29 protein-coding genes and 1 riboswitch are annotated in these 26,358 nt (G+C 45.6%); of the genes, 4 read left to right on the top strand and 25 right to left on the bottom strand.

Annotated features, from left to right (window positions below):
- The first annotated feature begins 21 nt into the window (after positions 1-21).
- The 3 genes from ACFPXP_RS17940 (at position 22) to ACFPXP_RS17930 (ending at position 3,092) form a co-directional block, all read left to right on the top strand.
- Positions 22-1,314, top strand: coding sequence for a vWA domain-containing protein (locus ACFPXP_RS17940; RefSeq protein ID WP_379895753.1), 1,293 nt, complete (start codon positions 22-24; stop codon positions 1,312-1,314).
- Between the two features lie 240 nt (positions 1,315-1,554).
- The gene (locus ACFPXP_RS17935) at positions 1,555-2,763 is read left to right on the top strand and encodes an MFS transporter (protein WP_379895752.1); all 1,209 of its coding nucleotides are present in this window, start codon (positions 1,555-1,557) and stop codon (positions 2,761-2,763) included.
- Positions 2,764-2,879: 116 nt separating this feature from the next.
- Positions 2,880-3,092 (top strand): hypothetical protein, encoded by a 213-nt coding sequence (locus ACFPXP_RS17930; protein WP_379895751.1) that lies wholly within the window; start codon positions 2,880-2,882, stop codon positions 3,090-3,092.
- 263 nt (positions 3,093-3,355) lie between these two features.
- Here the strand turns inward: ACFPXP_RS17930 and ACFPXP_RS17925 are convergent, their stop codons facing one another.
- The 11 genes from ACFPXP_RS17925 to ACFPXP_RS17875 form a co-directional block, all read right to left on the bottom strand.
- Positions 3,356-4,042, bottom strand: a complete 687-nt coding sequence (locus tag ACFPXP_RS17925; RefSeq protein ID WP_379895750.1) for an ECF transporter S component — start codon at positions 4,040-4,042, stop codon at positions 3,356-3,358.
- Positions 4,030-5,715: an ABC transporter ATP-binding protein gene (locus ACFPXP_RS17920; RefSeq protein WP_379895749.1), complete on the bottom strand. Its 1,686-nt coding sequence runs from the start codon at positions 5,713-5,715 to the stop codon at positions 4,030-4,032. Before ACFPXP_RS17920 ends, ACFPXP_RS17925 begins: the two co-directional genes overlap by 13 nt.
- Positions 5,703-6,578 carry an energy-coupling factor transporter transmembrane component T gene (locus ACFPXP_RS17915; RefSeq protein WP_379895748.1) on the bottom strand — a complete coding sequence of 292 codons (876 nt, stop codon included), beginning with the start codon at positions 6,576-6,578 and terminating at the stop codon, positions 5,703-5,705. Before ACFPXP_RS17915 ends, ACFPXP_RS17920 begins: the two co-directional genes overlap by 13 nt.
- Complete coding sequence (locus ACFPXP_RS17910) at positions 6,575-7,309, bottom strand: DUF4430 domain-containing protein (protein WP_379895747.1); 735 nt, start codon at positions 7,307-7,309, stop codon at positions 6,575-6,577. Before ACFPXP_RS17910 ends, ACFPXP_RS17915 begins: the two co-directional genes overlap by 4 nt.
- Before the next feature lie 106 nt (positions 7,310-7,415).
- On the bottom strand, positions 7,416-10,091 hold the full coding sequence (locus ACFPXP_RS17905; protein WP_379895746.1) for an S-layer homology domain-containing protein: 2,676 nt from the start codon (positions 10,089-10,091) through the stop codon (positions 7,416-7,418).
- Positions 10,092-10,259: 168 nt separating this feature from the next.
- A riboswitch (cobalamin riboswitch) is annotated at positions 10,260-10,459 on the bottom strand.
- A 22-nt stretch (positions 10,460-10,481) separates the two neighbouring features.
- Positions 10,482-11,195: a lysophospholipid acyltransferase family protein gene (locus ACFPXP_RS17900; protein ID WP_379895745.1), complete on the bottom strand. Its 714-nt coding sequence runs from the start codon at positions 11,193-11,195 to the stop codon at positions 10,482-10,484.
- Between the two features lie 188 nt (positions 11,196-11,383).
- Complete coding sequence (locus tag ACFPXP_RS17895; protein WP_379895744.1) at positions 11,384-12,688, bottom strand: ATP-binding protein; 1,305 nt, start codon at positions 12,686-12,688, stop codon at positions 11,384-11,386.
- An 87-nt stretch (positions 12,689-12,775) separates the two neighbouring features.
- Entirely contained in the window at positions 12,776-13,498 is a 723-nt protein-coding gene (locus ACFPXP_RS17890; RefSeq protein WP_379895743.1) for a glycerophosphodiester phosphodiesterase, read from the bottom strand.
- 222 nt (positions 13,499-13,720) lie between these two features.
- Positions 13,721-13,942: a DUF1450 domain-containing protein gene (locus ACFPXP_RS17885; RefSeq protein ID WP_379895742.1), complete on the bottom strand. Its 222-nt coding sequence runs from the start codon at positions 13,940-13,942 to the stop codon at positions 13,721-13,723.
- Between the two features lie 122 nt (positions 13,943-14,064).
- Complete coding sequence (locus ACFPXP_RS17880) at positions 14,065-15,264, bottom strand: M14 family zinc carboxypeptidase (RefSeq protein ID WP_379895741.1); 1,200 nt, start codon at positions 15,262-15,264, stop codon at positions 14,065-14,067.
- A gap of 125 nt (positions 15,265-15,389) precedes the next feature.
- Positions 15,390-16,724, bottom strand: a complete 1,335-nt coding sequence (locus tag ACFPXP_RS17875; protein WP_379895740.1) for a hemolysin family protein — start codon at positions 16,722-16,724, stop codon at positions 15,390-15,392.
- Between the two features lie 222 nt (positions 16,725-16,946).
- Between ACFPXP_RS17875 and ACFPXP_RS17870 the strand changes: the two genes are divergently transcribed.
- Positions 16,947-17,708 (top strand): DUF1836 domain-containing protein, encoded by a 762-nt coding sequence (locus ACFPXP_RS17870; RefSeq protein ID WP_379895739.1) that lies wholly within the window; start codon positions 16,947-16,949, stop codon positions 17,706-17,708.
- A gap of 54 nt (positions 17,709-17,762) precedes the next feature.
- Here ACFPXP_RS17870 and racE read toward each other — a convergent pair whose 3' ends face one another.
- From racE to ACFPXP_RS17800, 14 genes are all read right to left on the bottom strand, one after another.
- Complete coding sequence (gene racE / locus ACFPXP_RS17865; protein WP_379895738.1) at positions 17,763-18,572, bottom strand: glutamate racemase; 810 nt, start codon at positions 18,570-18,572, stop codon at positions 17,763-17,765.
- Positions 18,573-18,695: 123 nt separating this feature from the next.
- Entirely contained in the window at positions 18,696-19,145 is a 450-nt protein-coding gene (locus tag ACFPXP_RS17860) for a disulfide oxidoreductase (RefSeq protein WP_379895737.1), read from the bottom strand.
- 177 nt (positions 19,146-19,322) lie between these two features.
- Positions 19,323-19,718, bottom strand: coding sequence for a YtxH domain-containing protein (locus ACFPXP_RS17855; protein WP_379895736.1), 396 nt, complete (start codon positions 19,716-19,718; stop codon positions 19,323-19,325).
- Positions 19,719-19,735: 17 nt separating this feature from the next.
- Complete coding sequence (locus ACFPXP_RS17850; protein WP_379895735.1) at positions 19,736-20,185, bottom strand: DUF948 domain-containing protein; 450 nt, start codon at positions 20,183-20,185, stop codon at positions 19,736-19,738.
- A 211-nt stretch (positions 20,186-20,396) separates the two neighbouring features.
- On the bottom strand, positions 20,397-21,026 hold the full coding sequence (locus ACFPXP_RS17845; RefSeq protein WP_379895734.1) for a helix-turn-helix transcriptional regulator: 630 nt from the start codon (positions 21,024-21,026) through the stop codon (positions 20,397-20,399).
- A 70-nt stretch (positions 21,027-21,096) separates the two neighbouring features.
- Positions 21,097-21,522 (bottom strand): DUF86 domain-containing protein, encoded by a 426-nt coding sequence (locus ACFPXP_RS17840; protein ID WP_379895733.1) that lies wholly within the window; start codon positions 21,520-21,522, stop codon positions 21,097-21,099.
- A gap of 45 nt (positions 21,523-21,567) precedes the next feature.
- Entirely contained in the window at positions 21,568-21,753 is a 186-nt protein-coding gene (locus tag ACFPXP_RS17835; RefSeq protein WP_379895732.1) for a hypothetical protein, read from the bottom strand.
- 83 nt (positions 21,754-21,836) lie between these two features.
- Positions 21,837-22,124, bottom strand: a complete 288-nt coding sequence (locus tag ACFPXP_RS17830) for a Dabb family protein (RefSeq protein WP_379895731.1) — start codon at positions 22,122-22,124, stop codon at positions 21,837-21,839.
- Between the two features lie 15 nt (positions 22,125-22,139).
- Positions 22,140-23,291, bottom strand: a complete 1,152-nt coding sequence (locus ACFPXP_RS17825) for a peptidylprolyl isomerase (RefSeq protein ID WP_379895730.1) — start codon at positions 23,289-23,291, stop codon at positions 22,140-22,142.
- Between the two features lie 227 nt (positions 23,292-23,518).
- Positions 23,519-23,884: a LytTR family transcriptional regulator DNA-binding domain-containing protein gene (locus tag ACFPXP_RS17820; protein ID WP_379895729.1), complete on the bottom strand. Its 366-nt coding sequence runs from the start codon at positions 23,882-23,884 to the stop codon at positions 23,519-23,521.
- Positions 23,885-24,007: 123 nt separating this feature from the next.
- Positions 24,008-24,148 carry an AgrD family cyclic lactone autoinducer peptide gene (locus ACFPXP_RS17815; RefSeq protein ID WP_379895728.1) on the bottom strand — a complete coding sequence of 47 codons (141 nt, stop codon included), beginning with the start codon at positions 24,146-24,148 and terminating at the stop codon, positions 24,008-24,010.
- Positions 24,149-24,170: 22 nt separating this feature from the next.
- Positions 24,171-24,689, bottom strand: coding sequence for an accessory gene regulator B family protein (locus ACFPXP_RS17810; RefSeq protein WP_379895727.1), 519 nt, complete (start codon positions 24,687-24,689; stop codon positions 24,171-24,173).
- Positions 24,682-25,338 carry a hypothetical protein gene (locus ACFPXP_RS17805; protein WP_379895726.1) on the bottom strand — a complete coding sequence of 219 codons (657 nt, stop codon included), beginning with the start codon at positions 25,336-25,338 and terminating at the stop codon, positions 24,682-24,684. Before ACFPXP_RS17805 ends, ACFPXP_RS17810 begins: the two co-directional genes overlap by 8 nt.
- Positions 25,339-25,478: 140 nt before the next feature.
- Complete coding sequence (locus tag ACFPXP_RS17800; RefSeq protein ID WP_379895725.1) at positions 25,479-26,144, bottom strand: hypothetical protein; 666 nt, start codon at positions 26,142-26,144, stop codon at positions 25,479-25,481.
- Positions 26,145-26,358: the final 214 nt, after the last annotated feature.

Genomic DNA, 26,358 nt, shown 5'->3' with positions numbered 1-26,358 from the left:
ATTTATAAAGGGGGATTTGCCATGGGCCGTAAAAAAAATAATAGGCGCTTCTGGCCAAATCAAATGTTGTGGGGGGGTGTCGTCTTCCTGCTGTGTCTCATGCTTGCTGCTTGCAGCAGCTCAGGCAACAACACCGAAGATACCTCGAGGAGCAATGAAGCGCCGAATGCGGCGGGCTCCGAATCGTCTTCTGCGGATAACCATGCGGGAGAGCCAGAAGTATCCGAAGAAAAACCTAGTGCAGACGAGAACGTGGAATATGTGCCTCCATCTTCCGACCAGCCCGGTCAGCTGACTGCAGGTCGCTGGAACGATTTAGCGCAGCGGGAGGATTGGCTGAGCCATATGAATGAGAAGCAGTGGGACAGTTATCAGGAACAATGGTCCTTATACACTCGGCAGCTTTTGAAAGTGCATGTGACCAAAAACGGCGATCCGTTACGAGAAATATCGGTAACGGTCAGAGACAGCAGTCAAAGGGAATGGATCTCTAAAACAGATCATAACGGAGATGCCTATGTGTTTCTTTTTTCACACGATCTAAACCAAGAATCTCAGGAAAATGCTTTATTTCAAGTCATTGTACAATATAGGGACGATGAGAAGCAGTTTGAGAATGTTGAGATCGATTCAAATACGGAGCTGAATATCGAATGGGAGGATGAAGCCCCAAGCAAATCCAAGCGTGTCGATCTCATGTTTGTCGTCGATACGACAGGTTCGATGGGAGATGAGCTGGAATATTTGAAAACCGAACTGGAGGATGTCGTGGAACGGGTGCAGCAAACGTACAATCAGGAGCTTGCCATTCGCACCAGTGTCAATTTTTATCGTGATCACGGGGATGATTATGTCATCAAGTCTTTCCCTTTTGCCGAAAGCGTCCGGACTTCCGTGGAACTGATTCGCCAGCAAAAAGCGAATGGCGGCGGTGACTATGAAGAAGCAGTAGAGGAAGCGCTGCTCAATGCGATTGAAGAACACGAATGGAGCGAGGAAGCTGCAGCTCGTCTGCTGTTCCTCGTTCTCGATGCACCTCCTCATCGAACAGACGAAAACATCGAGGAGCTGCACCAAGCTCTGTCATCCGCAGCGGAAAAAGGGATTCGAATTATTCCCGTTGCTTCAAGCGGGATCGATCAAGAAACAGAGTTTCTACTGCGTTCGATCGCACAAATCACAGGCGGCAGCTACGTCTTTCTAACCGATCACTCCGGCATTGGCGGAGATCATTTGGAAGCATCTGTTGGCATGTACGAGGTCGAGTATTTGAACGATCTGCTCGTTAAGCTGATCGAGGAATACATTCAATAACCATTACGGTTCACTGGCTTTTCCTTCACAAAGTGATATACTTAAAAGACTGGATACCATCTCTTTCACCCTCTGGAAGCGGCGAGAAACAGAAATATCTGCCGCTTCCAGAGCGGTATCCTATTATAGCCTATCCAAGCAAGCACCCTGGAGCAGATCCCCTTCTCGTTCGATGTGCGCATTTCTGCTTCAGAGACGCTGCCGGAATGGAAACGCATTGCCAAGAAAGAAGGGAAACCTTTGAATCGTTGGAAAATCAATTTGATTGTACTTTGGTTCGGACAATTTTTAGTCATGAGCGGGATGACGATGATCATCCCTTTTTTGCCGCTATATATACAGGAACTGGGTGTGATGAACTCAGAAGAAGCTTCTGTATGGGCAGGCATTATTTTTGCTGCTAATTTTCTCACTTCCTTTATAGCTCAACCCATCTGGGGCAAGATTGCTGATCGGTACGGACGAAAAATGATGGTCATCCGCTCCGGTCTCGGCATGGCGATCGTTATGACGTTAATGGGATTTTCTCAAACCCCGCTGCATCTTCTACTGCTTAGAATGATGAATGGGCTTATCTCAGGCTTTGTCCCTGCTGCCACCTCCCTCGTATCCGCGAATACGCCGAAGGAACGCATTGGTGTCGCAATGGGCTCGCTCCAGTCTGGTGCCATTGCCGGAACGATTATGGGACCGTTGATCGGAGGCGTGATGGCAGACCTGTTCGGATTTCGAATGATTTTTTATATCACTGGGTCACTGATGTTCTTAGCCACTGTCTTCGCATGGTTTTTCGTTCAAGAGCAGTTCAACCGGAAGGAAGCCTCAAAACAGAACGATCTTAGTGTTCTGCAGGGATTCCGCCAATTGCGTGCCATCCCGCAGCTTCCTGCTCTTTTTGCCGTTACGTTCATGATTCAATTTGCTCTCATGAGCTCTATGCCGCAGATTACTCTGTTCGTCCAGCACTTAGTGGGTAATGTAGAGAATCTCGCTTTCCTGTCTGGTTTCGTCGGCTCTGTTATGGGAATATCGAATATGATTGCTTCCCCCCTGCTGGGGAGAATTGGTGACCGCAAAGGATCCGAGATGGTATTGAAAGTCTCTCTCCTCGGTGCAGCGATCACTTTTATTCCGCAAATCTTCGTGCAGAATTACTGGCAGCTGCTGATCGCTAGATTTTTATTCGGCATCTTCATGGGGGGAATGATCCCTTCCGTCAATGCACTGATCCGTAAACATACACCGGAAGGTATGGAGGGCCGTGCCTATAGTTTTAATTCCAGCTTTCTCGCGTTAGGCAATCTGGTTGGGCCGACTTTAGGCGGTTTTTTAGTCGGTTGGATTACGATTCGAGGTATTTTCGCAGTTGGTGCAGTGATGCTCCTCATCAATCTATATTGGGTTCATCGGAAGCTGAAGGCTTTCCGGAACCATACAGCGGCATCTTGAGAGCCTGGGTCTGTGCTCCTGCACATTCCGCGGGCGGCATGACATCTACCCAGTCCACATCTGTCCGCCTGCATACACTATCCATGAGAGTAGACATTTGGAGGAGGATGAATCTCATGGATCATTTGCACCATCTGCCGAACATGCAAATGCCGGCTTACACGGCGAATCAAGCTCCCGCATATACGATGGGTTCTCATCATGACTGTCATTGCCACGCCAACCCGGCTCCTCTACCGCATTACCCCGTTCATGGTGTGCCGAATGCGGCATTCGTCTTAGTTCTGTTCGTACTGCTTGTCATTATTTTAAGATTTGCTTACATCTAAAACACATGCCCTACTAAACGTATTCGGCTAAACTGCAGCGTTAAACACAGGGCATGGTTTCACCCCGCTTATGGGCCATTTCACTGGTTTCATTCCATTGCAGCATCCCGATTTTTTTAATCATACGCTGCAATAGCTGCTCTGATAATAGCTCACACCTGAATAAGGTCATTATCTTTGTTGGCCATAAAAACAAGGCCGAGCATGCTTAGGGCGCATGCTCGGCCTTGTTTCATTCGTTTTTCCTTTTCAAATAATCCATGCTACAATACTTGATATTTTTGCTTATACCTCTGAAGCACCTTGATCCAACTATTCGAAAGAACCGCAAAGAAAAGAACGTTACCCGCAGCGTGCATCAATTCGAAATACACACTTGCTCCATAAGTAGTTAAAATCAGCTCCCAGGACCACTCACTCGCGATTGCCAATATACTGGATAAATTCATCAGCCATCCAAAGACCATTCCGCTTACGATACCAAATAAGATTCGCCCCCAGTAATTGCGCATCACCCAAGTATGACGCAGCAAACCCGCTGCCCAACCGATGAGCCCCCAGGAGAACATTTGCCAAATGGTCCAAGGTCCTTGACCCAGAAACATATTAGAGACGACCGCAGACAGCGCTCCGACTAAAAATCCCACTTCCGCTCCGAATACCGCTGCCGAGATCACGGTAATAAACGTCAGTGGCTGTACGCTGGGAAGAACACTAAAAGGAACACGACTCACGGCTGCTAGTGCAACCAGTACAGCGATCGGCACGACTTCTCTAGCATGAAGATGCCGCGCTTCAAAACGAATAAAGAACGGAAGCATTGCCGCAATGCACAAAATGAAGCTCATCAGCAAGTACTGCCTCGGATGATATATCGTATGATAAACGATGACCGAAGCAAATAAGAGAAAAACTACAGACCAAACAGCCGTTTGATTCAGCTTCGGCATCGCAGAACATCCTCCATTGTAATGGCATTCGGCAGCTGAGAACGGACGATTCGATTGACCGCAGTGGTATAGAAGTAATGGCGGCTGAAAAAATCTGCCGGTGTTCCTTGAGAAGTGACTTCTCCCGCAAACAGGAGCAAACATCGATTCGCATATTGAGAAGCAAACTCCACATCATGAGTCACCATCACGATCGTCACCCCCTGCCTGCTCATCTCTGTGAGCCGTTCTCCCAGCTGCTGTTTAAATACCGGGTCCAATCCTTTTGTCGGCTCATCCAGCAGTAAAATTTCCGGACGACTTATCATGATGGAGGCTAAAGCTGCCTTTTGGCGTTCCCCGCCGCTTAGATCATAGGGATGCTGCTTCCGAAGGGGCTGCAGCCCAAAGAAATTGAGCCATTCCTCCACACTGTGTTTCGGATCCTGCTCTGAGCGAATCGCGGCATGCTCTAGCTCTTCCTCAATCGTGTCATATACAAAATGCAGAAGCGGATTTTGCGCCAGATATCCGATCCTGCGATACAATTCCTTGTCCTTCATCCGATATATATCCTTCTCCAGCAATCGAACCTTGCCATTTACCGGCCTGCGAAATCCAGCCAGAATCTGCAGCAGTGTCGACTTTCCCGAGCCGTTCGCCCCGAGCACACATATAAAATCATCTTTGGTACAGGTCAAATTCAGCTGCTGCAGTACCCACGGATCCTGCTTTTCATATTTGAACGACACGTTAGAGCACCGTAATACCTCTTGCTGCTTCCCTGACTTTGCCCCAGCCACTGCCGTAGTTTGCTGCAGCTCGGAATGATCCACAGCAAACTTACCGTCCCACTGCTCAAACCAGCCTTTCCCTTCCTTGACCGTAAGTGGGACGCCCTGGTCCGCTGTGCCTCCTTCAGCCGTTGAACACGCATAGTAGAGGCGGGAAGGAATCGGCATATAAAGCTGAAGTTCCTCCTCCTGCTGTTCGTTTAACTGCTGAAGAAACATTCGTGGCGCAGCTGACATCATCAAATGGCCATTCCGCATCATCAGCACGCGATCCGCCAGCGGGATACATTCATCTAATCGATGCTCGCACATGACGATCGTCATCCCAAATTCCTCATTCAGCCGCTGCAGCCACTGCAGCAGCTGCCTAGACGCCACTGGATCTAATTGGGCGGTCGGTTCATCGAGCAAAAGTACAGAAGGCTGCAATGCCATCACAGAAGCGAGATTCAGCAGCTGCTTTTGTCCACCGGAAAGGGTATGCGTAGAACGATGAAGCCAATCCTCCATCCCGAAAAAATGAACAATTTCGGCGATCCTTTGACGCATCTCACTATCTGGAATACCGTGAGATTCGAGACCAAAAACCAATTCCGTCAGTACCTGATCAGAGACGATTTGACTGTCTGGCTCCTGCAGCACCATGCCGATTTCACGTCCGGCTTCAGCACCTGAACTGGAATAGAGGGAACTTCCCTTGAAGAGCACATCTCCCTTACGATCACCTGCTGGAGTCAGCTCCGGCTTGAGGTGGCGCAGCAGAGTGGATTTTCCGCTGCCCGAGGGACCGCATATGACAATAAATTCCCCCTGACGGATTTCCATCTCGATACCGCTCAGAGCATCTCGCTGATCTGTTGGATACCGAAAGGATAGTTTTTGAAATTCTAAGTACGCCATAGCAGGTAATCCCTTCCTTCTACAATGAAAGGCACCGCATGCAGCAGCACCGCTGTCACCAATATGATCGTGTCTCCTGAATCCAGCTGCCATTCCTCTAATCTGGGATATATGATCAGCTGACCTTTGCCTAAGAACCATCCGCCGAAGCAGGCGATCCAAAGCACAAAAACCGCAGACGCAAATACAACATCCTGCAATTTCCAGCGATAGGGGACATAGGATGTTCTCTTACGCGGGCCGTATCCTCTTGCTGCCATCGACTCTGCGGTCTGCACTGATTCCTCCATTGACAACGTCAGCAGCGTCTCCAGCTGCCTCATTCCGCTCAGCCACCTCTGCTTCAAAGTACCTGAGCTCACTGTGATCCCTTTCGTCCGCTGCACCATTGAGATGTTTTCCAACCGTTTGCGAAAAAGTGGAACGAATCGGAAAGCCATCGTAACGATGAGAGCCGCCTTGGGCGAGAAACGAGCAAATAAATTTAAAAATTTGGGAGGATCGATAATTGTCTGAAATGAAACGAATAACAGGATCAGCGAAATCAGCATCATCGCTTGATTCACACCATATAATAGGGCCTCCCCGGTAATCGGCTGATCCATAAAGTAAAATAATATATGCATTCCCCGATGGTTGAACAGCGGATTAAGCAGTGCGACAAACCCAAATCCGATGACCATGACCCAGCGAAGTCTCCACAGGGAACGTCCCTTGTCTAAAATAATGGAAAGTAGGATTTGCATACCCAGCATGAACGCTGCCATGAAAGGATGGTTGAACAGCATAATGCATATCCCTGCAGCTAAAAAATACAACAGAGCTGGGGCGGGATGAATTCCCCGAAGGCCATCCGATCTCATTCGCTATCCTCTTCTTCAGTCACATAATACCAGGTCAACTGATCGCCCACTTCAACTTCTGCACTTCCAGCACTCTTTGAAATATATTCGCCATTTATTTCATACTTCCAACCGCTGGTTGGTCCGTAGTCAAACTCATACAAATTATTGATGCCCTCCACATATGAGAATGCACCGCTGCCTCGGTATTCCATCGGCATTTCGCTTGATCTCGTTCCCTTTTTTAGTATATCGAGAACGGTATCCCCTTTCTCGAATTCAACTTCCACCCGTAATAACTCCTCCGCCTCCAAGCCGAGTATGATCAAGCTCACCTGGTCGATGCGCTCTGACTCGGCAGGAGTATCTCCGGTTGTTTCATTCGGTGCAGACTGCTCAGGCATGGCTTGGCTCGCAGAAGCCGGTTCCTTCTCCGGTGCATGAAGTGACGACTCTGACTGTGTTGGCTCTAATAAAGAACCCGACTCCTCCAGCTTCGACGGTTCATCATTTGACATTTCCCCGGCCACCGCAGGCTTCTGCTCGGGGGGGTGTTCCAGCTCTGACGCTTTATCCTCATCCTCCGCTCGATTTGGCACCTCTGGTTGTTCTGCGGAATTATCCTCCGAACGGATACCTTGCTCCGACATCTTTGAGGGGATTCCTGACTGATCCGTAGATGTCGTGGATGGCCCACATGCAGCCAGCATCAACGATAGCAAGATGACCCAGACAAATCCATATGTTCTCATTCGCCAAACCTCCTTATGAAAGGGATATAGAGCCCCTCAAAAGAGGCTCTATATCCCGCTAATTCACACGAATCTCTTGATTCAATTCATAATAAATGCCGTAATGTTATGAGTTTGCCGCGGACAGCTCATCTAGACGTAAAATCACAGCAGCAGCCATCTCACGAGATACTTCATCATGCGGCATGAACTTTCCATCCGATCCAACAATCAATTGATGAACAGCGGCTGTTTCAATATACGGAATCTGTTCAAAAGATACACTCTGTAAATCCGTAAACTGCTCGGCCCCCACAACAGATGGTAGATCTAACGCACGAATCGTGAGCAGCGCCATTTCAGCACGTGTGATCGGTTCTAAGCCTTCGAACGTTTCACCATCAGGCCGCAGATAGCCTTTTTCAATCGCTGCTGCAACATCACCGCTGTACCAAGCATCGGCAGGGACATCTTTATATGGAAGATTCACGGCATCCTGTGGCTGTATATCCAATACGCGATTCAGCAGAGAAATAAATTCGGCACGTGACAGTGATTTCTTCGGTGCAAACTGCTGTCCGTCCGTACTCACCCCATAAATGAAACCACTTTCTACCGCTTGCTCGACAGAGCTGTACGCCCAGCTTGATATTTCCGCTTGATCTGAAAAGTCTGCAGCAGAAGAAGGTGCAATTCGAACAGGTACGAACTCCTTTACAAATCCGGGACCTTGTTCTGTATACGCAGTAATCGTCATTTCGTAAGTTCCTGCATCGACTTGTTCAAATACTGCGATTCCGTTCTCATCTGCTGTCGCCGTCTTCGTTCCCAATGTCACTAAGGCGTGGGCAGCAGGCGTCACGATCTCTTGATTTTGCGCCCAATCCCAGGTTGACTTCGTCAATTTCACTTTAAGAAGCTCTCCAGAATTCGGAACCGAAGGCTCCAACACAACAGAATCAATCAGCTCCGTATTATGGCTGTAATAGACAATAAGTTCATCGCTCGGCTGCAGCTCAAAATCAGCCATTGCGCCGTACGATGCTGCAGGGAGCCACTCCCCATCCCTTTTTACACCGTAATTCCAGCCGTCATACTCTCCATAAAGTCCCTGTTCAACTCCTCCAATCGACGTAATATATTGACCAAAGGAAGAATCCTTCACTTCATACTCTACCTTCTCGTTATCAAGGAGCCGCTGAACTGCCTGCAGGGCGTTGGCTGCTTCAACTCGGCCGTGAGCCAAAGTGCCGCTCGGTCCTTCAACCCGAACGGATACCTCGGCTTCTTTCGCATTCACTTTGACCTTGCTGTAAAACGGGACGACGAGTGCTCCTTTCTCCGAATCATAAGCAGTCACTTTCACATCGTATTCACCAGCTGGCAGGCCATCTATGTTTGCACGTCCGTAGACGTCCGTCTGAACCGTTTGCTGACCGATTTGGACAGTTACACCGACAGCTGCAGCCACTTCCGCCTTCCCGGCATCCCAGTTCCAAACCGATGTATTCACCTGAAGCGTCATCATCCCTTCCGCTTTAACGAACGACTCGCCTGGCGTCACCGAATCGATCAACTGGGTATCATCGTTGTAATAGACGTACAGTCGATCTCCCTCTTGAAGTGAAAATTGGTCCATGGCTCCATATTCGTCTGCAGGAACCCATGCCCCTCCGCGGTATACTGCATAATTCCAACCGTCCCAACCGCCATACAGTCCCTGTTCAATTCCATCAATCGATGTGATATATCGGCCATAACTGGAATGTTCGATATGTAAAGAAATCTGTTCTTTAGCAAGAAGCTTTTGCACCGCTTCTAGCGCTTGTGAAGCATGCACCTCACCAGATACGATCGTATTTTCTGGACCTTCTACAATCACTTCAGCATGAACGCTGTTTAACCCTTCATACACACCGGGGAGATCGTTTAGATACAGCTCATACGCCGTTAAAGCTAAGAATGCTTGCTCCGTTGCCATCGCATTTCCTTGCTCACCTTCTAAATGAGCGTATGTTCCATCTGTCAACCGGTACGGAAGGAGCTGCTCATACAAGAGGTGTGGATTTTGCCCAATAGACGATAGACCAATCATTGCCTGGGAAATACTCTCGGATGATATCGTAGCTTGTAAATCCGCCTCCGTCAGCCGATCTAATATCCACGCTGCACCCTTATCCGTCGATATTTTGACCGCTTCTTGATCCAAATACGGGCTCAGCGCGGTTAATGCCATCCCCGTAATATCAATGTCACTGTCTCCATCTGTTGTCAGCGACCAACCGCCATCCTCATTTTGTTCTTTAAGAAGCCAGTCGACCAAGTGCTCTACACTCCACTCGCTCGATTCCAAGTGCTCATACCCGCTGCTTTGCAGAGCGATCAGCGCATAAATGACTCCATTCGATCCTTGACCCGTCATCCCGGAGTGATTCAGCAGTTCATCCACTAAAGAATAACCCAAGACGTCTCCCGCATCGATGCCTGCCGCAGACAAACCAATGATTTTCCTTTCCAACTCCGTAACCAAACGGAATTTACCACGTTCACTGACGATTTCCTTCAATAATTCATCAGAATATGCGTCGGGCAAAGTCCTATCGGAACGAACCAATCCAACCGCACTCCATTCAGATATTTGACCTTGCCGTAATACAGCTTTTGCGGCCTGCTCGATATCCGCTTGCAGAACAGCCAAATCAACAGAGGTATTGACTTCCTCCCCCGCTGCCTGCACGGAGGGCTGAAATGTACTCCATACCAGCAGCAAGGCAAGTCCCATGACCCATAAAATTCTCTTCATCCTCGTTTCCCCTCTCTATTTGTTCCTTAACCATACTAGATTCATCGTTTCTTTCATAATCCCCGCGCAGCAAAAAGACTTCCCTAGTTAGGGAAGTCTTAAGTCGAAATATGCAAAATCGCCAAAACGATCTGCTTCGAACACCATCCCTATTCCTCGTAGGATTGCAGGTGTTGATACATATAGGCAGGTCTCCTGGCTTAAGAGTCATCGCCTGCTGCCGTCTTCCCGCTTGCAAGCAAACAGTGACATGTTGGCAGCACACTACTCTATGACAGTGGCGGGACCGCGCCGGATTCGCACCGGCTTCCCTTTTAAGCTGAAGCATCTATGAAGATGCCCTCAACACCTATATTTCAACGTATTCAATTCAATCCTATGTATGGCGCTCTAAGGTTTAATGTGCTTCCTAATCTCTTCCTGCACCAATTGCGGCAAACGGCCTAATTCTTCATTAGAAAGCCCTTCCGTAGGAATCGGTTCGGAGAAAGTGACTTCTACGACGCCCGGATTCAGCTTTAACCCTTCTGGAAGAAGCTTGTAGGAATGGTTAATCGTTACTGGAACGATCGGCACTCTCGCCTTTGTCGCCAGCTTAAAGCTGCCCGGCTTGAATTCTCCCATTTCCGGACCTTTACTTCTGGTCCCCTCCGGAAAAATCGCCATCGAGTGGCCCTCCTTCAGATACTGGACCCCTTGATTAATAGCCTTCAAGGACTGACGTACATTATTTCGCTCCATAAAGATGCAATTTTTGTACTGCATCCACGTACCAATCAAAGGCATCTTTCTCAGCTCTTCCTTCGCAATGAATCCCACCGGCTGCGGTGCGGCATGCATAATGATCGGAATATCCAAGTATCCTTGATGATTGGCTACAAATACAACGGCCTGGTCTGTAGGAATTTTCTCTTCCCCATGCACGATGACTTCCGATTTGATCAATTTAAAAATATAAGAGGTCCAATCCTTCGCTTGTCGCTGAACGACGGCGACCCTCTCCGCTTCCTTACCTTCCCTGGCATATTTCTTAGCCTTGTTCAGATTCGGGATCGTTCTCAGCATATATAAAGCAAACCGAAGCAGCAGGATAAAGTTTTTCAAACGCAACCAACACTCCTTGTTCGTAATCTCAGCGCTTATTTGCTTAACAGAAATATTATACTGCACCTGAGAGTTCAAGAAAAGGACAAAATAGGCAGCGAGTCCCTGCACATTCCTTGATTTCACAGCATAGTCATAGACGCATCCCTCTTCCAAGTGATTTATATGACCACAAAAAAACCGTAGAATTAATCTACGGCGGGAAGCTTAATGATGAACTGGGTTCCTTTATTTTTCTCACTGAACACTTCGATTTTCCCATTCATCGATTTAATAATTTGATAGCATACCATAAGTCCTAATCCCGTACCGTTCTCCTTCGTCGTATAGAACGGTGTACCGATCCGCTTAATTTCTTCTTGGCTAAGACCGATGCCTTGATCTTTAATTTCAATGACCGCTTTTTCCTCGGTTCGATATGCGCTAATATGTACAATTTGGCCTTCAGGACTTGCCTCAATGGCATTCTTTATTAAATTGATCAGCACTTGGCTGAGTTTTTCGGGAATCCCCTTTACATGAAGGTCTTCTTGACCCATTTGATGTTGAATTCGTATATTGTGCAGCATCGCAAAGGATGAAATGATCTCCATCACAGAATCCATCTGCTCCTTAATCGCAATCCGCTCCATCTTTTCCAGTCTGGGTCTTGCAAGGGTCAAGTAATCGTTAATGATCCCTTCGGCGCGATCCAGTTCCTGAATCATCAGTTTAATATACACTTTTTTATTGTCTGGAATAAACGTTTCCTTATCAAAAATTTGCATAAAGCCGCGTACAACCGTCATCGGATTACGGATCTCATGAGCCACTGAGGCAGCCAAATGTCCGATAATATTCAATCTTTCTGCCTTTTGAATTTCCATCTCCATTAACTGCTTCTCTCGCACATTTTCAACCAAATGAATAATAATCCATATCGCCATCATTCCGACAAGCGGATAGATCATGAGCAGGACGGCGATTTCTGTATTAATCGATCCGCTCTGCTTCGTTGACATCAAGTATAAATTGAATAGACTTTGCACAATGGAGGCCAAGCATACCATCGTAGTAAAAAAGGATACCTTAATTAACCGATTCGCGTCTACGTAACGCCGTATAAATATAATCGAAAGCAGAAAGATCCCGCCATTCATAAAGCCGGTGATGAGAAGATCGTGATGTGCAAAAATGATTTTAAACAGTATAAGGGCGAGCAAGGCAATAGAGCCGGATACATAACCACCATACAGTACAGAAGTAATCAACAGAATATGTGAAAGGTCAAACCGAATCTGCTCATGGATGTTTACTGAAAAAAAAAGACTCAGGACAATTCCAAGCGTGCAGGCCACGCTGACAACCCTCTGTTGGCCCCACTTGTGAAGCTGTAAAGTGCTTTCCTTCAACCAATGAACCTGCAGCAGGAAGAAGGGAAAAAGCACGATCAACAGCTGCAGCAGCATATCTTTTATATTCAGTAACATATCGTTGAATAATGTCAGACCCATAACATTTCCCCTTGCCCGATGATCCAGATCCGAATCCATGTTTTCCTCTATTTTACAAAAAACATACAAAAGATGACAGCTTGTTTTCTATAATTTTTTCACAAGCTTCTTTAACTGGTCCGGATGATCGGTAATGATCGCGTGGACATTCATACGAATGTGCTTCTCCATCGTCTTCGCATCATTAATCGTCCAAGGATGAACCTTAATATGAAAAGAGCTCGCAGATCGAACTAATTCATCGTTTACAAGAGCTTTCGAGGGATGGAGAGCGTTTGCACTTAATTGGCAAGCATAAAGCCAAGGATATTGAATATTTCGGTGGTACAGCACACCGGTGTCGATTTCTGGCGCAACGGATTTCATCATTTTCAAAGATTCGTGGTTAAAGCTGGATATGATGACCTGACTGCTGTAATTCCTTCTGCGAATCATATCGGCCACAAGCTGCTCCATGCCTTCATAACGCACCGTACTGTTTTTTAATTCAATATTCAAATAAATGTTGTGCCGAACCGACAGATCCAGCAGCTCCTCTAATGTCGGTATGCGTTCTTGCTTAAAGGACGAATGGAACCAAGACCCCGCATCTAATTTTTTCAGATCATCCAAGTACATATCTCGAATCCATCCCGAACCGGATGTCGTACGGTCTACCGTTTCATCATGAATACAAACAAGATGACCGTCTTTCGTCATTTGTACATCCGTCTCGATGCTGTCCGCACCCATCTCAATAGCCCGCTCAAAGGCGGCCATCGTATTTTCAGGACATACGCCAGATGCTCCACGATGCGCCATTATTCTCATTTTCCCTCTCCACTCCTCGTTATTTCAAAATCTATCCAGCTATAGCTATTACTTCTTTGAATTCTATGCGAAATCCTTCATAAGCTGGACGTAATTGTATAAAAGCTCTGTAAAAAAATGATGACAAATCTGTCAATTTAAAGCAGAACTGTACAGTTTGGACCATCGTTCATGAAATCCATCGAACAAGCAACAAAAAAACCGCCCATCGCTGGCGGCTCGTTATTTTACATATTTTTGTGCATTCTGCAGTGCTTCGTCCTCCGTTGCACCTGTTACGTATCGACCGTTAATAAAAATAAATGCTTTGCGGGAACAAGGTCCGCAGTATGATTTGCATCCCACTTTAATCTCGGCGTCCGGTGCGAGCTTTTTCAGCTTAGGTACCATTGACTTTACCGACATATGCTTGCATTTTTCACATATTCTTATGTCATTAGCCATGATCCGACTCTTTCCTTCCACATGTTGAACTGTGTCTAATTGTATAGAAAGCTAGGAAGAAAAGCAACCCATCCCCTTCATTCTTCGAACTAGCAGACGGGTCGAAGACGATCATCATCCCATTATGCTTTCAAGCCTTCAACCATGATGCCCAGCACTCTCTGATAAATGGAGGGGAAATCTGTAATAGGTAGCGGATTCCTGCCTATTCCCGCTTCGATGGTGAATCCAGTCCTGCGGAATTCTTGGATAAACCAGTCCTTGTAGCCTGCATCGCTTCCCGTCAGCTTCACGGCACGATATCCGCTTGCCTCGGCCAATCTTAGCGCAATCTGTTCCGATTCCGGAGGTTCAAGATCTCTGTAATTCCAGTAGATTTCCTCTCCCTGCGTATGAAAGGCGTAGACTTCATCAAATTGTGTATTCTGCGAAAGCTGAGCAATCGCCAGCGCTTCCGGTTCCGTCAGCGGAGCCGTTCCCACATAATCTCTCGGCCCAGGACCCAATACGACTCTTCGGCCCCGCTCTACCTCCCAATGGGCAGGATACTGGTCGTTCAGATCGACACCTCTGATGTTTGCTTTCCAACTGCTGAAATCGAAGGAGCCCTCATTCCACTCAAGCAGGCTGCGATAATAAGGATGATCTGAAGTCACACCTTCCTGTACCAATTCTACGCCGTCAGGATTTACCATCGGTACAATCCATAAGCTGGCATTGTTGTATAAATATCTTGCCCGCTCGCCTCGAAGAACCCCATCATGCATGACTGCCTCCGCGTAATCCTCTAAAAATCGCATCAGCAGCACAGTGGTAATCCATTCATTGGCATGGAAGGAACCATTAAAATGGACCTTCTTTCGTCCTTGACCAATCTTCACCAGCGGGATCCGTTTCCCCATCACACTTGAGCCGATATCCGTAAGTTCCAGGAAAGGATACTTGCGGCTCAACTGCTCTAAATCCTCCGTCATTTCCATATATCCATAATCCGTCATCGTATCTACGATCTGCAGCTCTGCACCCGGCGGAATGATTAAAGATTGACCAGGGATCAGCATGGCCGGGTCGACATCCGGATTTGCCGCTGCAAGCTGCTCCATCGGTACTTGGAATCTAATCGAAATATCATAAAGTGTATCTCCTGGCTGTACTACATACAGATTGCTGCCCCTTTCTGGAATGTTAATCACCTGACCAGGCACAAGCACATTGGGATTCTCCAGTTGGGGATTCGCGTTCACGATCGAGTTGACATGGATGCCGAAGCGTCTTGCTAATCGGTACAACGTGTCTCCCTTGCGCACAACATACGTATACAACGGCTCTCCTCCTCCAGGCCAGTTACTGACAAAAGTATATGCTTGCACATTCTCATACATGAAGCCCATGTGCGAAAAAAAATCCCAAAGTCCGGCGGCATGCGCTCGGCTTTGAGATTTGCAGCTTAAACTTCAGCTTTTTCCAACTGTTCCTCGTTCTCTTCTTCCTGTTCCGAATCGTTTACGATCATCTCAATTTTACGAATTCGGTGCTTATCCTTCTCCAGCACCTTGAACGTCATATTTGCATAGGACCATGTCGAGCCCTTTTTCAATTCCGAATTGTTCGAGTAAAGCCATCCGCCAATGGTATCCAAATCATCACTATCAATCTGGATTCCAAGCATTTGATTCAGATGAGTCAAGGACACTTTCCCATCGACGATAATATGTCCCGGTCCCAGCTTCTCAATCTCCTTTTTCTCCTCTTCATCAAATTCATCGCGAATATCTCCGACGATTTCTTCTAAAATATCCTCGATGGTGATCATTCCGGAGGTGCCGCCAAATTCATCCAGCAAAATCGCAATGTGCGTATGCTCCGCCTGCATTTTCTTCAACACATTTTTAATCGGCATGGCCTCGGATACGGTAAGCAGCGGATGAATGACATCCTCCAGTTTCAAGTCAGGTTGATCTGAATATTGAAGAAAAAATTGCTTTGTATTAATAAAACCGATGATCTGGTCTTTATTGTCCTTCATGACTGGAAATCGGGTATACTGCTCTTCCCTTATAACTCTCATATTTTCTTCAAGCGGCGCATCGGCCGATAAACAAATCATATCTGTTCTAGGCACCATAATTTCTTTCGCAACGAGATCATCAAATGTAAAAATTCGATTCACATACCCGAATTCAGATTGATTTATTTTTCCGCTTTTGTAGCTGTCGCTTAGGATAATACGAAGCTCTTCCTCCGAATGGGCTTCCTCGTGTTCCTTCACAGGCTTCAGACCCATCATTTTTACGATCAAATTGGCTGAACCGTTGAGCAGCCAGATGAACGGATACATGATTTTATACCACCAGATCAAAGGTCTGGATAATGTAAGGCTGACCCATTCCGCTTTCTGTATTGCAACGGTTTTCGGTGCAAGCTCTCCGACTACGACGTGCAGAACTGTCATCGCAATAAATGCAATTAGAAAGGAAATCACGGTCGTCACTTCATCGGGCAAGTGGAATCCTTCCAAAACCGGATGCAGCATTCTCTCTACCGTCGGTTCACCTAACCATCCTAATCCCATTGCGGTAATCGTGATACCGAGCTGACACGCAGATAAGTATCCATCCAAATTCCCTGCTACTTGTTGAACAGCCTTTGCATTTTTGCGCCCTTCAGCGACAAGCTGATCAATCCGGCTGCCCCGCAGCTTCACAATGGCAAACTCCGTCGAAACGAAGAAAGCTGTCATGATAATCAACAACGCAACCAAAAACAAATTCAAAGTAATCATTACATTCTCCTTTTTACCCGTCACATTTCGGGTTCCTATGAACTTATTATACGAATGTTATTGGTACATAATCAAAGCCCAATCCAAGCCGAATTTGTTCATATTTCGCTATATTCATCTTTGACTGCTGAAAAAAAGGCATCAATTGAATTCATTTTCACTTTGACTTTTCGTCATTCTGTTTTATGATAAGTTCATAAGAACTCCAAAGGAGGAGTGAACATGAGACCATTTTATTTAACACGAACAGAAATGGCGCTTTTACTGCAATCATTAAAAGAACAGCATTCCTCTCCGATAACGATATTTCAGCAAGCCTGGGCGAAGCATCATCGTCATACGGAAGAAATCGATACCGAAGATTTTATGTTGAGAACGGTTTTTCCACCGATCTTTGATAAATTGATGAAGGAAGGTTCTGTCTCGAAGGGGCTATCTCTTAATGATATTGTCCAGCTAGGCAGTCAAATCGAATATACCGATATGCCTTTATCCACTGTTCAGAATTGGGTGAAGCGTGATGTCAAAGAAATCATCGGAGCACCTAGAATGGGGAAAAAATACGGCGTGAATCAAGCAGCGCTGTTGTTCATCGTCGATGACTTAAAGCATACGTTAGACTTTGTATCGATCCGAACGATGCTTGGGTTCTTGTTCAATCATCCTGATACCGATGATGACGATATCCTGCACCCGCTCGATTTTTATGCATTGTATGCTGGAATTTTTGAGGAGCTAGATCAAAATAACGATCAGCTGCTCGATATCGGGCCGAATCATGCAAAAGCGCTGCACAAACAGGACCATCTCACAGAGGAGCTTATCCTCCGTCGAGTCAAGAAATCCGTAGAACAGCTCTCGCACATGGATTCACAGCAGCAGCGAAAGCTGCAATATGCGCTCTCTATCGCAATCATATCTGTGCAAACCGCCTACTTCCGCCACATGGCGAACAGCTTCTACCATGCGACGATATTTATATAACTGCTGACAAAACAAGCAGCCTTCCGCTCAGGAAAGGCTGCTTGTTTTTCTGCTTTAAATAATGTTGGAAACCTGCCAAATAACAGGTGTCACTTGTACCTCTTCATTCAACCAAAGCTGCGCAATTTTCTGGAACATCTTCGGATCGCCGCTGCAGAAAAACCGATGGTACGGGGCAACAGGTGATTTTCGCAGCAGCTGCTTATGACTCAAGATCGTACTGACCTCACGTGCGGTTTCTTCCGCAGAATTGATCAATTCCACATCAGGCCCCATCACTTTCGCTATCGTGTCCTGTAAAAACGGATAGTGTGTGCATCCTAATATCATGCAATCGATCGGATACTGTTTCATCGCCTGCAGCGCATCCTCGACGATACTCATCGTTTCGAGTGTATCGAAAAGACCCTTTTCAACGATGGGCACGAACTGCGGACAAGCCATGCTGTACACCTCGATCTGCGGTGAGATCGCTTGCAGTGCTCTGCGGTACGCTCCGCTCTTAATCGTACCCTCCGTTCCAATGACGGCTACTTTCGCATTTTTCGTTTTCGTGATCGCTGTCCTCGCACCAGGCTCAATAACGCCGACAACCTCGATGTCGACCGATTTCCGAATATCCGACAACGCCGCCGCTGTCGCCGTATTGCAGGCAATGACGATCATCTTGGGATGAAACGGAAGCAAAAAGTCTACGATTTGCCTAGTGAACCCGCGCACTTCTTCTGCTGATCGCGGGCCGTAAGGAGATCGCTCCGAATCTCCAAAGTAAATCATGTTCTCTTGCGGGAGCTGCCTCATGATCTCCTTGGCGACGGTAAGACCGCCCACCCCGGAATCTAGGATTGCGATAGGTCGCTGCACGTTCAACCGCTTCCTTTTCTGAAGTTTTACACATTCACGTACAATCTAAAATATGTACTTCCCATTTAAAATGGAACTGGTTTTTACACGGTGTTGTTTCGTCCATAAAGGAAGCCATCCGTTTTAAGCTGCTTGTCTCTTTGCTGCACGAGCAGTCATGATCAGCAGAAAGGTAATGATCATAAACGCGGTAAACGCCATAAAAGGAATCGTGACGAATCCAAAATAATTGACGTACGATTCATTGCAAGGAATAATGCCGCACGAAGGAACATTGGATTTAAATAAATCTACTTTTTGCGTTAAATAATGGAACAGCGAAACCGCGATCCCTAATACCGACATCGGCAGCGTATATATCGTTATTCTGTAATCTTTTTTTACTGCAGCGATGGCTAACAGCAGCACCAGTGGATACATCAATATTCGCTGATACCAGCAAAACGTACAGGGGATAAATTCCCGAATTTCCGAAAAATAGAGAGATCCAAGCGTCGCAATCAATGCGGTGCCAAATGCTAAATACAGACCGTTCTCCGTAAAAAAGGAGACGGACGACTGCTTCTCCTTCATCTTTGCTTCCCTCTTTTCTATTTTGACCCTACTTTGTATGATATCACCTAACGATGAAACGGCAAACTTTTTCGTTCTATTAATAATATTGTCCATTAAAAGTATGAAAGCAGACGAAAAAAAGCCGCTGCATAAGACTACTGCAGCGACGCATCATCTGAATATGCTGGCTCCATTTTATTTATCTGTATTCACAGAATCGTTGTCCAATGCTGCATTGTCTGCCTGATCCGTCCCTGTTTCTGCCGCAGGAGCCGATTGCTCTTTAGACTCCTTCCAATTTCGGATATCGGTTGCAATATGGGCTGCAGCCTCTTTCGCTTTCCCCGTCATTTCTCTACCCTTCGTACTGACGGTATCGAAAACCTCTTTTCCTCTCGTACTGACTGTGCCGTAAATTTCCTTTGTCTTTTCAGTCACATTTTGATACTGTCCCGCGATATCTCCGCGCAGCTCTTTTCCCGTTTTCGGTGCCAGCAGCAATGCGGCCGCCGCTCCGATAATCCCTCCTACAACTGCCCCCAGCAAAAAGTCTTTTCCGTTCATATTATTTTGATTATTGGCTTCCGACATGTGAATCCTCTCCTCCGTTATGATTTCGGTTCTTGATGATTGTTACGGCTTCGCTTTCTCCATGCGTTCCATAAATCGAATGTTTGTTGTGCCCAGCTTAAGGTATCTGCAATCGTGCTGCCGTTCGTATGTACGGTATTCCGTACACCAGAGTCCACCTTGTGTGATATCGCTGCAGAGGCTTGTTTAAATGATGCAGTGACCTGCTCTACCGCCTCTCCCACATGACGCGCTGAAGAAAATATACCATCAAAGGAAGCTATTTTCCCCTTCACTTCATCTGTCAATTGATGGGCAGATTGAAGCAATTTTTCGCTCTCTCCCATCACCCGATTCGTCTCCTGCTTCATCTCGTCTAATGTTCCTTGGATCTGCCGCATCGTCGATTTGGCAGTCTGGATTAGCGTGATCAAGAAGATGACCAATACGATAAAGGCAATGGCTGCTGCAGCTATAAACCATTCCATGACCAAACGCTGTCTCCTCCCCTCTGGCTCATAGGCAAACGCCTAAAAGGTTACTTACATTATAAGAAAGAACGGCACATATTGACACCGTTTATGACCAAAAAATGTGACATTTTCATTCACCATTCCGGAAATAATGAAAAACACTGTCATGATTTGGGGATGGATTACCGTTGTTGTGAAAATAAAAAAGCCTCTTCGTAAAAAGAGGCTACGTAGACTGCTTGATCGAATAAGTGCACTTTCCTCCGCCTTTAGCCAAGCATTCCGTTCGTTCTACCTGCTCGGTACCCAGAAGCGTTTTAAACAACTCCAATTCACACCTGCACGCCTGCTCATAGCGCTGAGCAACTTTGGAGATCGGACAATTATATTCGTGCAGCAAATAGCTGTCAGCTGAAATCTGCTCCAATTCTGCCATATAACCGGATTCTTTTTGGATAAAGGCCAGCTCTTCGACTTTCTCATGAAACGATTTCGTATCCATTCTTTGCTCATGCGTCCGCTCCAGCTTTCGCATGCGCTGCTGGAACAGCTTCGTCACCAGCTCATTGTCTTCTGTATCCAATTCTTCCAACAAATCTAATACTAATTTATGATAACCTTTCGGGAATAAATCATCGGCAGCCTGACTTAAATAATACATTTGGGTCGGCCGTCCCATCGCTTGTCTGACTCGCTTCGATTCAATCAAGCCATCCCGCTCCAAGGTGTTAATATGCCTTCTGACCGCCATTTCCGTTATTTGCAGCTGTCCGGCCAATTCACCTACGCTGGATGGACCTTTCATTTTCAGCAAATTCAGCAGCTGTTCTCGAGTGGACATTTCTTGTTCTGTCATCACTCTATCACCACCCTTAACGATATTTTAACCGATGAGAGTGGATTAGTAAATTAACAGATTAACATGTTTAATATATTTGGGAACTGATGTATGCTTTCACTTGTTCAGCGAATTCAGGGAGAGACTCGGGGATTTGATTCAAAAAAGGATGGCAACCTTTTCTCTCCAGCTTATAGTAATCCTGAACAAGCGGTTTCCTCCAGGCAACCCATTCCTTCAGTCGATCTGCCAACTGGCCGTGGAGTACCTGTTCCCCGCTGATGATTTCGATAATATCTTCGTAACTGCTGGCGTCTCGCATCAGAAAACCGTCGATCAAGCTGCTCCCCACATCGGTTACAATCTCAATGGCCAGATGCAGCACCCTCTCTTGAGCCAAGTGATGAACTGGATTATGATCCTCCCACTGCTCCATAAGCTGGCTGGCCGCTTGCACGATATAAGGAATCGTATCTAACCGAATTTGTATTTGCTCCTCGTTCACATAATACATCCGTTTTATTCCCTCCTTAGGTGACATCGCAACATGATTCAATGCCTATGTGTCTTTCGAATCTCTAGTTCCATTCTTCCTTTTGCTTTTTCGTTTTGCCCAAATGAGGGTGATAGCAAAGGTTAGCACAATCGCCAACAAGATGATGAAGCTGTCGTAATTCGTGCTCTCCGCATTGTTTTGACTTAATGGCATCGGCATTTTGTTCCATATCCATTGCATTTCCGTCATTTCATTATACTCCTCCAGCCGGTAAACTTACAGAACAAGGGACATGCCCCTTAACGGGCACATCCCTTGAACGAACCGGTCTCTTATGATTCAAAGTCTACAGCAACAGTGCTTTCCCTGACAGTGTTAACATATTCAACGAACTCTAGATGAACCGGATGCACTTGATACGCTTCAAGATCGTCCAATGAATCGAACGTTGTTATCAACGCCAAATCATACGATCTCTGGCTGCGGACAATGTCAACCCCAACCTGAAGCGACTTTAATTCCGGAATTCGGCCCATCATTTGTTCCAGCTTTTCTTTCGTTGTTTGGACCGTTTGTTGGTCCGGATTTTTCAATTTAAAGAAGACGATATGTGTAATCAAATCAACTCACTCCTATTAACCCGCATTTTGAGTGTCGCCTGTTTCAGCGCCAGTGTCAGTCCCTGCATCAGTCTCGTCCGACTCGTCAAAATAATTCGTAATTTCCGCATCTGATTTAAGACCGGAAATCCATGTCGCACCTTCCGCTTGCAATTTCTGATTCAGCACGATCCGATATACTTCCTCTTTTTTCTCCTCGTATGTCCAATCCTTCGGTACATCCGTTACTTTAATAATGTGGTACCCGTAATCCGTTTGAACGACACCAGATACCTCGCCTTTTTTCAATTGGAAAGCGGCATCTGAGAATTCCTGTACCATATCTTCGCGGCTGAAATAGTCCAAATTACCGCCTCTAGGCGCTGAACCGTCCGTGGAATATTCCTCTGCAAGCTTAGCAAAGTCGGCGCCCTCGTTAATTTGCTTCAGCAAATCATTGGCCTGCTGCTCATCTTCCACCAGAATGTGCGACGCACGAATCATTTCCGGTTCAGAATAGCTGGCCTTATACTGCTCAAACGTTGTCTGCAGCTCCTCATCCGTAATGTTGGCTTGTTTTTCAAACACTTTCGTCGCAAGAAGATCTTCCTTCAGTGCTTCTTTGAAGCTTGCTTCTGTATATCCGGACATGGAAAGCAAATATTGGAACTCCAGCTCAGAGCTGTACGTATTCTTATAGAATTCCAATTCTTGGTTCAATTCCTCATCCGTCATTTCTACATCCAATTGTTCCGCTTCTTGACGAATCAACTCGTCTTCGATCAATCTATTTAATGTGCCATTTTGATCCTGTTCCATCAGCTTGTCCAACAACGCATCCTTGGAAATCTCCACACCGTTAACTTCCGCAGCGGCTTCCGAATCGCCGCCGAACGGTTTAACGATGAGAAGCACCGCGATAATCGCTGCAGCCGCAACTAAGATCGTACCAATCAGCAGTCCGTTTCCTGCGCTCTTCTTGCTTTCTGTTTCCGATACCTCATTCGGTGTGTCTAATAAGGAAGACCTTTCTTCGGCAGTGACTTCCTGCTCTGCTGCAGCCGGTTCGACTTCCGTCTCGTTCTGCGAGTTGTCCGCTGTATTTTCTACATTTTCATTCACGTTCTCTGTTTCATTTTCCTTCAACGTCTCCGGCTGCTCGCCATCGATCCGTTTTTCATCGCTCATTTCTGGTCCCCCTTAAAAATGTACTGTTCGTATTTTAGCCTGCTCAAATAATATACCAAACTTTATGTGAAAACACATTAAAAACACATTAAAAGATCTATTTCCGGGAAAATGAAGCCGCCTGAACCGTTCAAAACAGCACGTTCCATGTTACCGGCGAATCATAAAATAATTCCTTTCACATTAAAATAGGACCGATTGTCAGCTCCGTACTCGCTTACCGACACTCAGTCCTTCTTTTTTTCAAATGCTTGCCTAAAATACTTTTTTAATTTGCGCAAATTTGAAAATGCCACGGTCGCATATTTTGATTCTTGAGAGATCTCCGGTTCGAAATAGACTTTCCCCATATTCGTATCTAAATGTTGAATATTTTGAATATTTGCAATTACTCCACGGTCAAGCTTCTCAAAGCCTTGTTCCTTCAAAATGGCATGTACCTGCTCCATCGAGGTCGGTTGATAAAATTTATCATCCTTCGTGTGGTACACCACATCCCGATTGTTCTCGACATTCACGTACCATATTTCTTCAATCGGCAGCAGATACGCTTCAATGCCCTCTTTTGTTTTTTTGATGACAGGAATGTCCATAAAATCCTCTCCGAGAGTAATTCATGAATTAGTTATTAAACGCGATGATGAACGGACAAAGCGGCGTCTAAATTGCATGATCCCGCCGCTTTTCCCGGCAGTTTTTGTAATCATGTTGAATTATTACTCCTTATTTTCCAACAGCTCTGCTGGTGGCTTGGGTGCATGAAGCAAAAGAAGGCTCTGGGTGGATACAAAAAACGCCGCTATAACAGTAAGCATGCTCACCACAGATCTTGCCGCCGATTTTGCCAACGTCCTCATCGCATTTCACCTCCTTTATCCTTTACTCCTCGTTCAATTTAGGCAACAGCGTTACACTTTGAATCAAACAAACTAGAGCAAATACGTCAGATTCCACAACTAAACCCGATAAGATGAATATACAGGAGGATATTTTGAAGTAAATGAGGTGCCGCTCCGGTATTTTTCTCCATTTTAACTTTTGTGGTGCATACAAAATATGAAGCAGCAAGCTAATAAACCCGATGGGCCAGATAACTGCAGCACTGACAGGAACGAATGGAACAATAGAGAGAATGGCAGATGAGACGATGATGCAGCTTTCCGCTTGCTTTAAATGGGATCCCCCGGATAAAAAGCGGATGATAATGAACAGAATGAGTGCCAGCATCGTCTCCGGGAAAGTGCCCAAAATCCCGGAGACAATAGATATGATGATGATGATCGAAACGATATTGATCATATTAATTAAAGCGTATTGCAGCACTTGCACGCTCGCTTCATGTACTCCACTAAATGATTTTAAGGATACGGCAAGTCTATAGCTGAACGCTTTAATCATGAATCTCTCTCCTCACGATTAATAATAACAAACCAGCCAATATCAAGATTAGGATAAAAAATGAAATATTGTAGAGATGCTCATTCCCGTGTGAATAAAAATTCGTATACATATTGACAGCGATGATGGTAATGACAAGCAGTCCAGCAATGATTAAATTCAAGCCTTTGAGCTTAACTGGAACATGGTCATTGTAAGGTATAAAGGTAAAACCGATTCGCTTGTACGAAAGCAGCGCGCAAATCGCCAAAGTTAAGATGAAAAATAAACATTGATGCAGGTAAGCCTCGCTGGAAAAAGGCTGAATTTGATCATATTCCATCAGTCCCAAGCTGACGAACGCCAGCATTTGTGTGCTTTGCAAAACCGCAGTATATAAAAAACCTGTCACAGCCATCAGCACCGAGTAAAATAATTGAACCTTAAAAAGCAGCCAAAACAGAAGGAACATTAACAGAATGGATACATACGATACCTGATCCATATCGAATTGTGCCCGCAGGTAATAGGATGTCTGTGACAATATCACCGCAGATGAAATAATTTGAATGATGTAATACTTCAACTGAAACCTGAATAAAACGAGCACAAACATAAAAAACGCAATGCTTTCTAAAATTGAGAAAAAGTTGAATGCAATAAATTCCATATCTTATTGACCCCTTACATTTATTGTAAAACAAAAGATATAAAAAATCTATGAAAATGATTCTTTTAAAAGAGTGATTTTATTTATATTTGAGTTGTCTATGTCTTTCTCATCCTTCTTTTGTCGGTTTCGGCTTCATCTTACAGGTGAAAAAGCTCCCTTTTTCCAATCTTACTAAGATTTACTGTAAGAAATAATAGACCGGCCAGCAGCGAAGACAAGCAAAACCAAAGCATAACCATGTTCAAAGTCGTGATGTAAGCGAGCAGCGATGTTGACGCCTCAATCAAATATGTATATAGCAATGTAACAGGTTTTGGCCGACTCCTGAAGTTCCCGGAAATGAACGTAAAGCCTAATCGATACCGATATACGATCCAAGCCGCGAAGATGGTTGTCACAATAACAGATCCCTGTACCCATCGTTTTTCCCATGAGAAAAAGGTCATTTCAGACAACGCCATCGTTCCTATTCTCGTGTACAGCAGCAAATACATCGAATGGACCCAGGCAGCATACATATTCGTTATAATGGAAGAAATCAGGCTTTGAAAAATCGACATGTGAAGCATATATGTATAAAACAAAACTGTCAGTGTAATGAGGCATAATGCGGCTGCAGTATCATGCCACACGAGATCCTTCCGTATATAATAGGAAGCGTTGGACATTAACACGGACAAAAAAATGACTTGCGGAATGCAGGCGGCCACCGGCTGGCGAAACAAGACCAAAACGAGCCATGTCATAGATGCAAATTCCAGCATGCCGAATATATGAAACCAGAATGCGCCCAATCCGTTCAACTCTTAATCACCTTTAAAAGAATCAATGATATGAGTCTTTAAGCCTAATATATCTTAATTTTCACTGAACGTCATTACTTAGAGGCATATCACTAGCGTTGCATAAATATTTTCAGATAATTCAGATTATTAGTTTCCAGGTGAAGGAGCTAAAAAGTTAAATGCTAAGCAATAAGGTGCTCCTATCCATTTGGTAAATATATACAGTTAGACT

This window comes from Marinicrinis lubricantis (assembly GCF_042658665.1).
Lineage (GTDB): Bacteria > Bacillota > Bacilli > Paenibacillales > KCTC-33676 > Marinicrinis > Marinicrinis lubricantis.
Note: the sequence above shows the minus strand (reverse complement) of the source record. Positions and strands in the feature narration are given on the sequence as shown.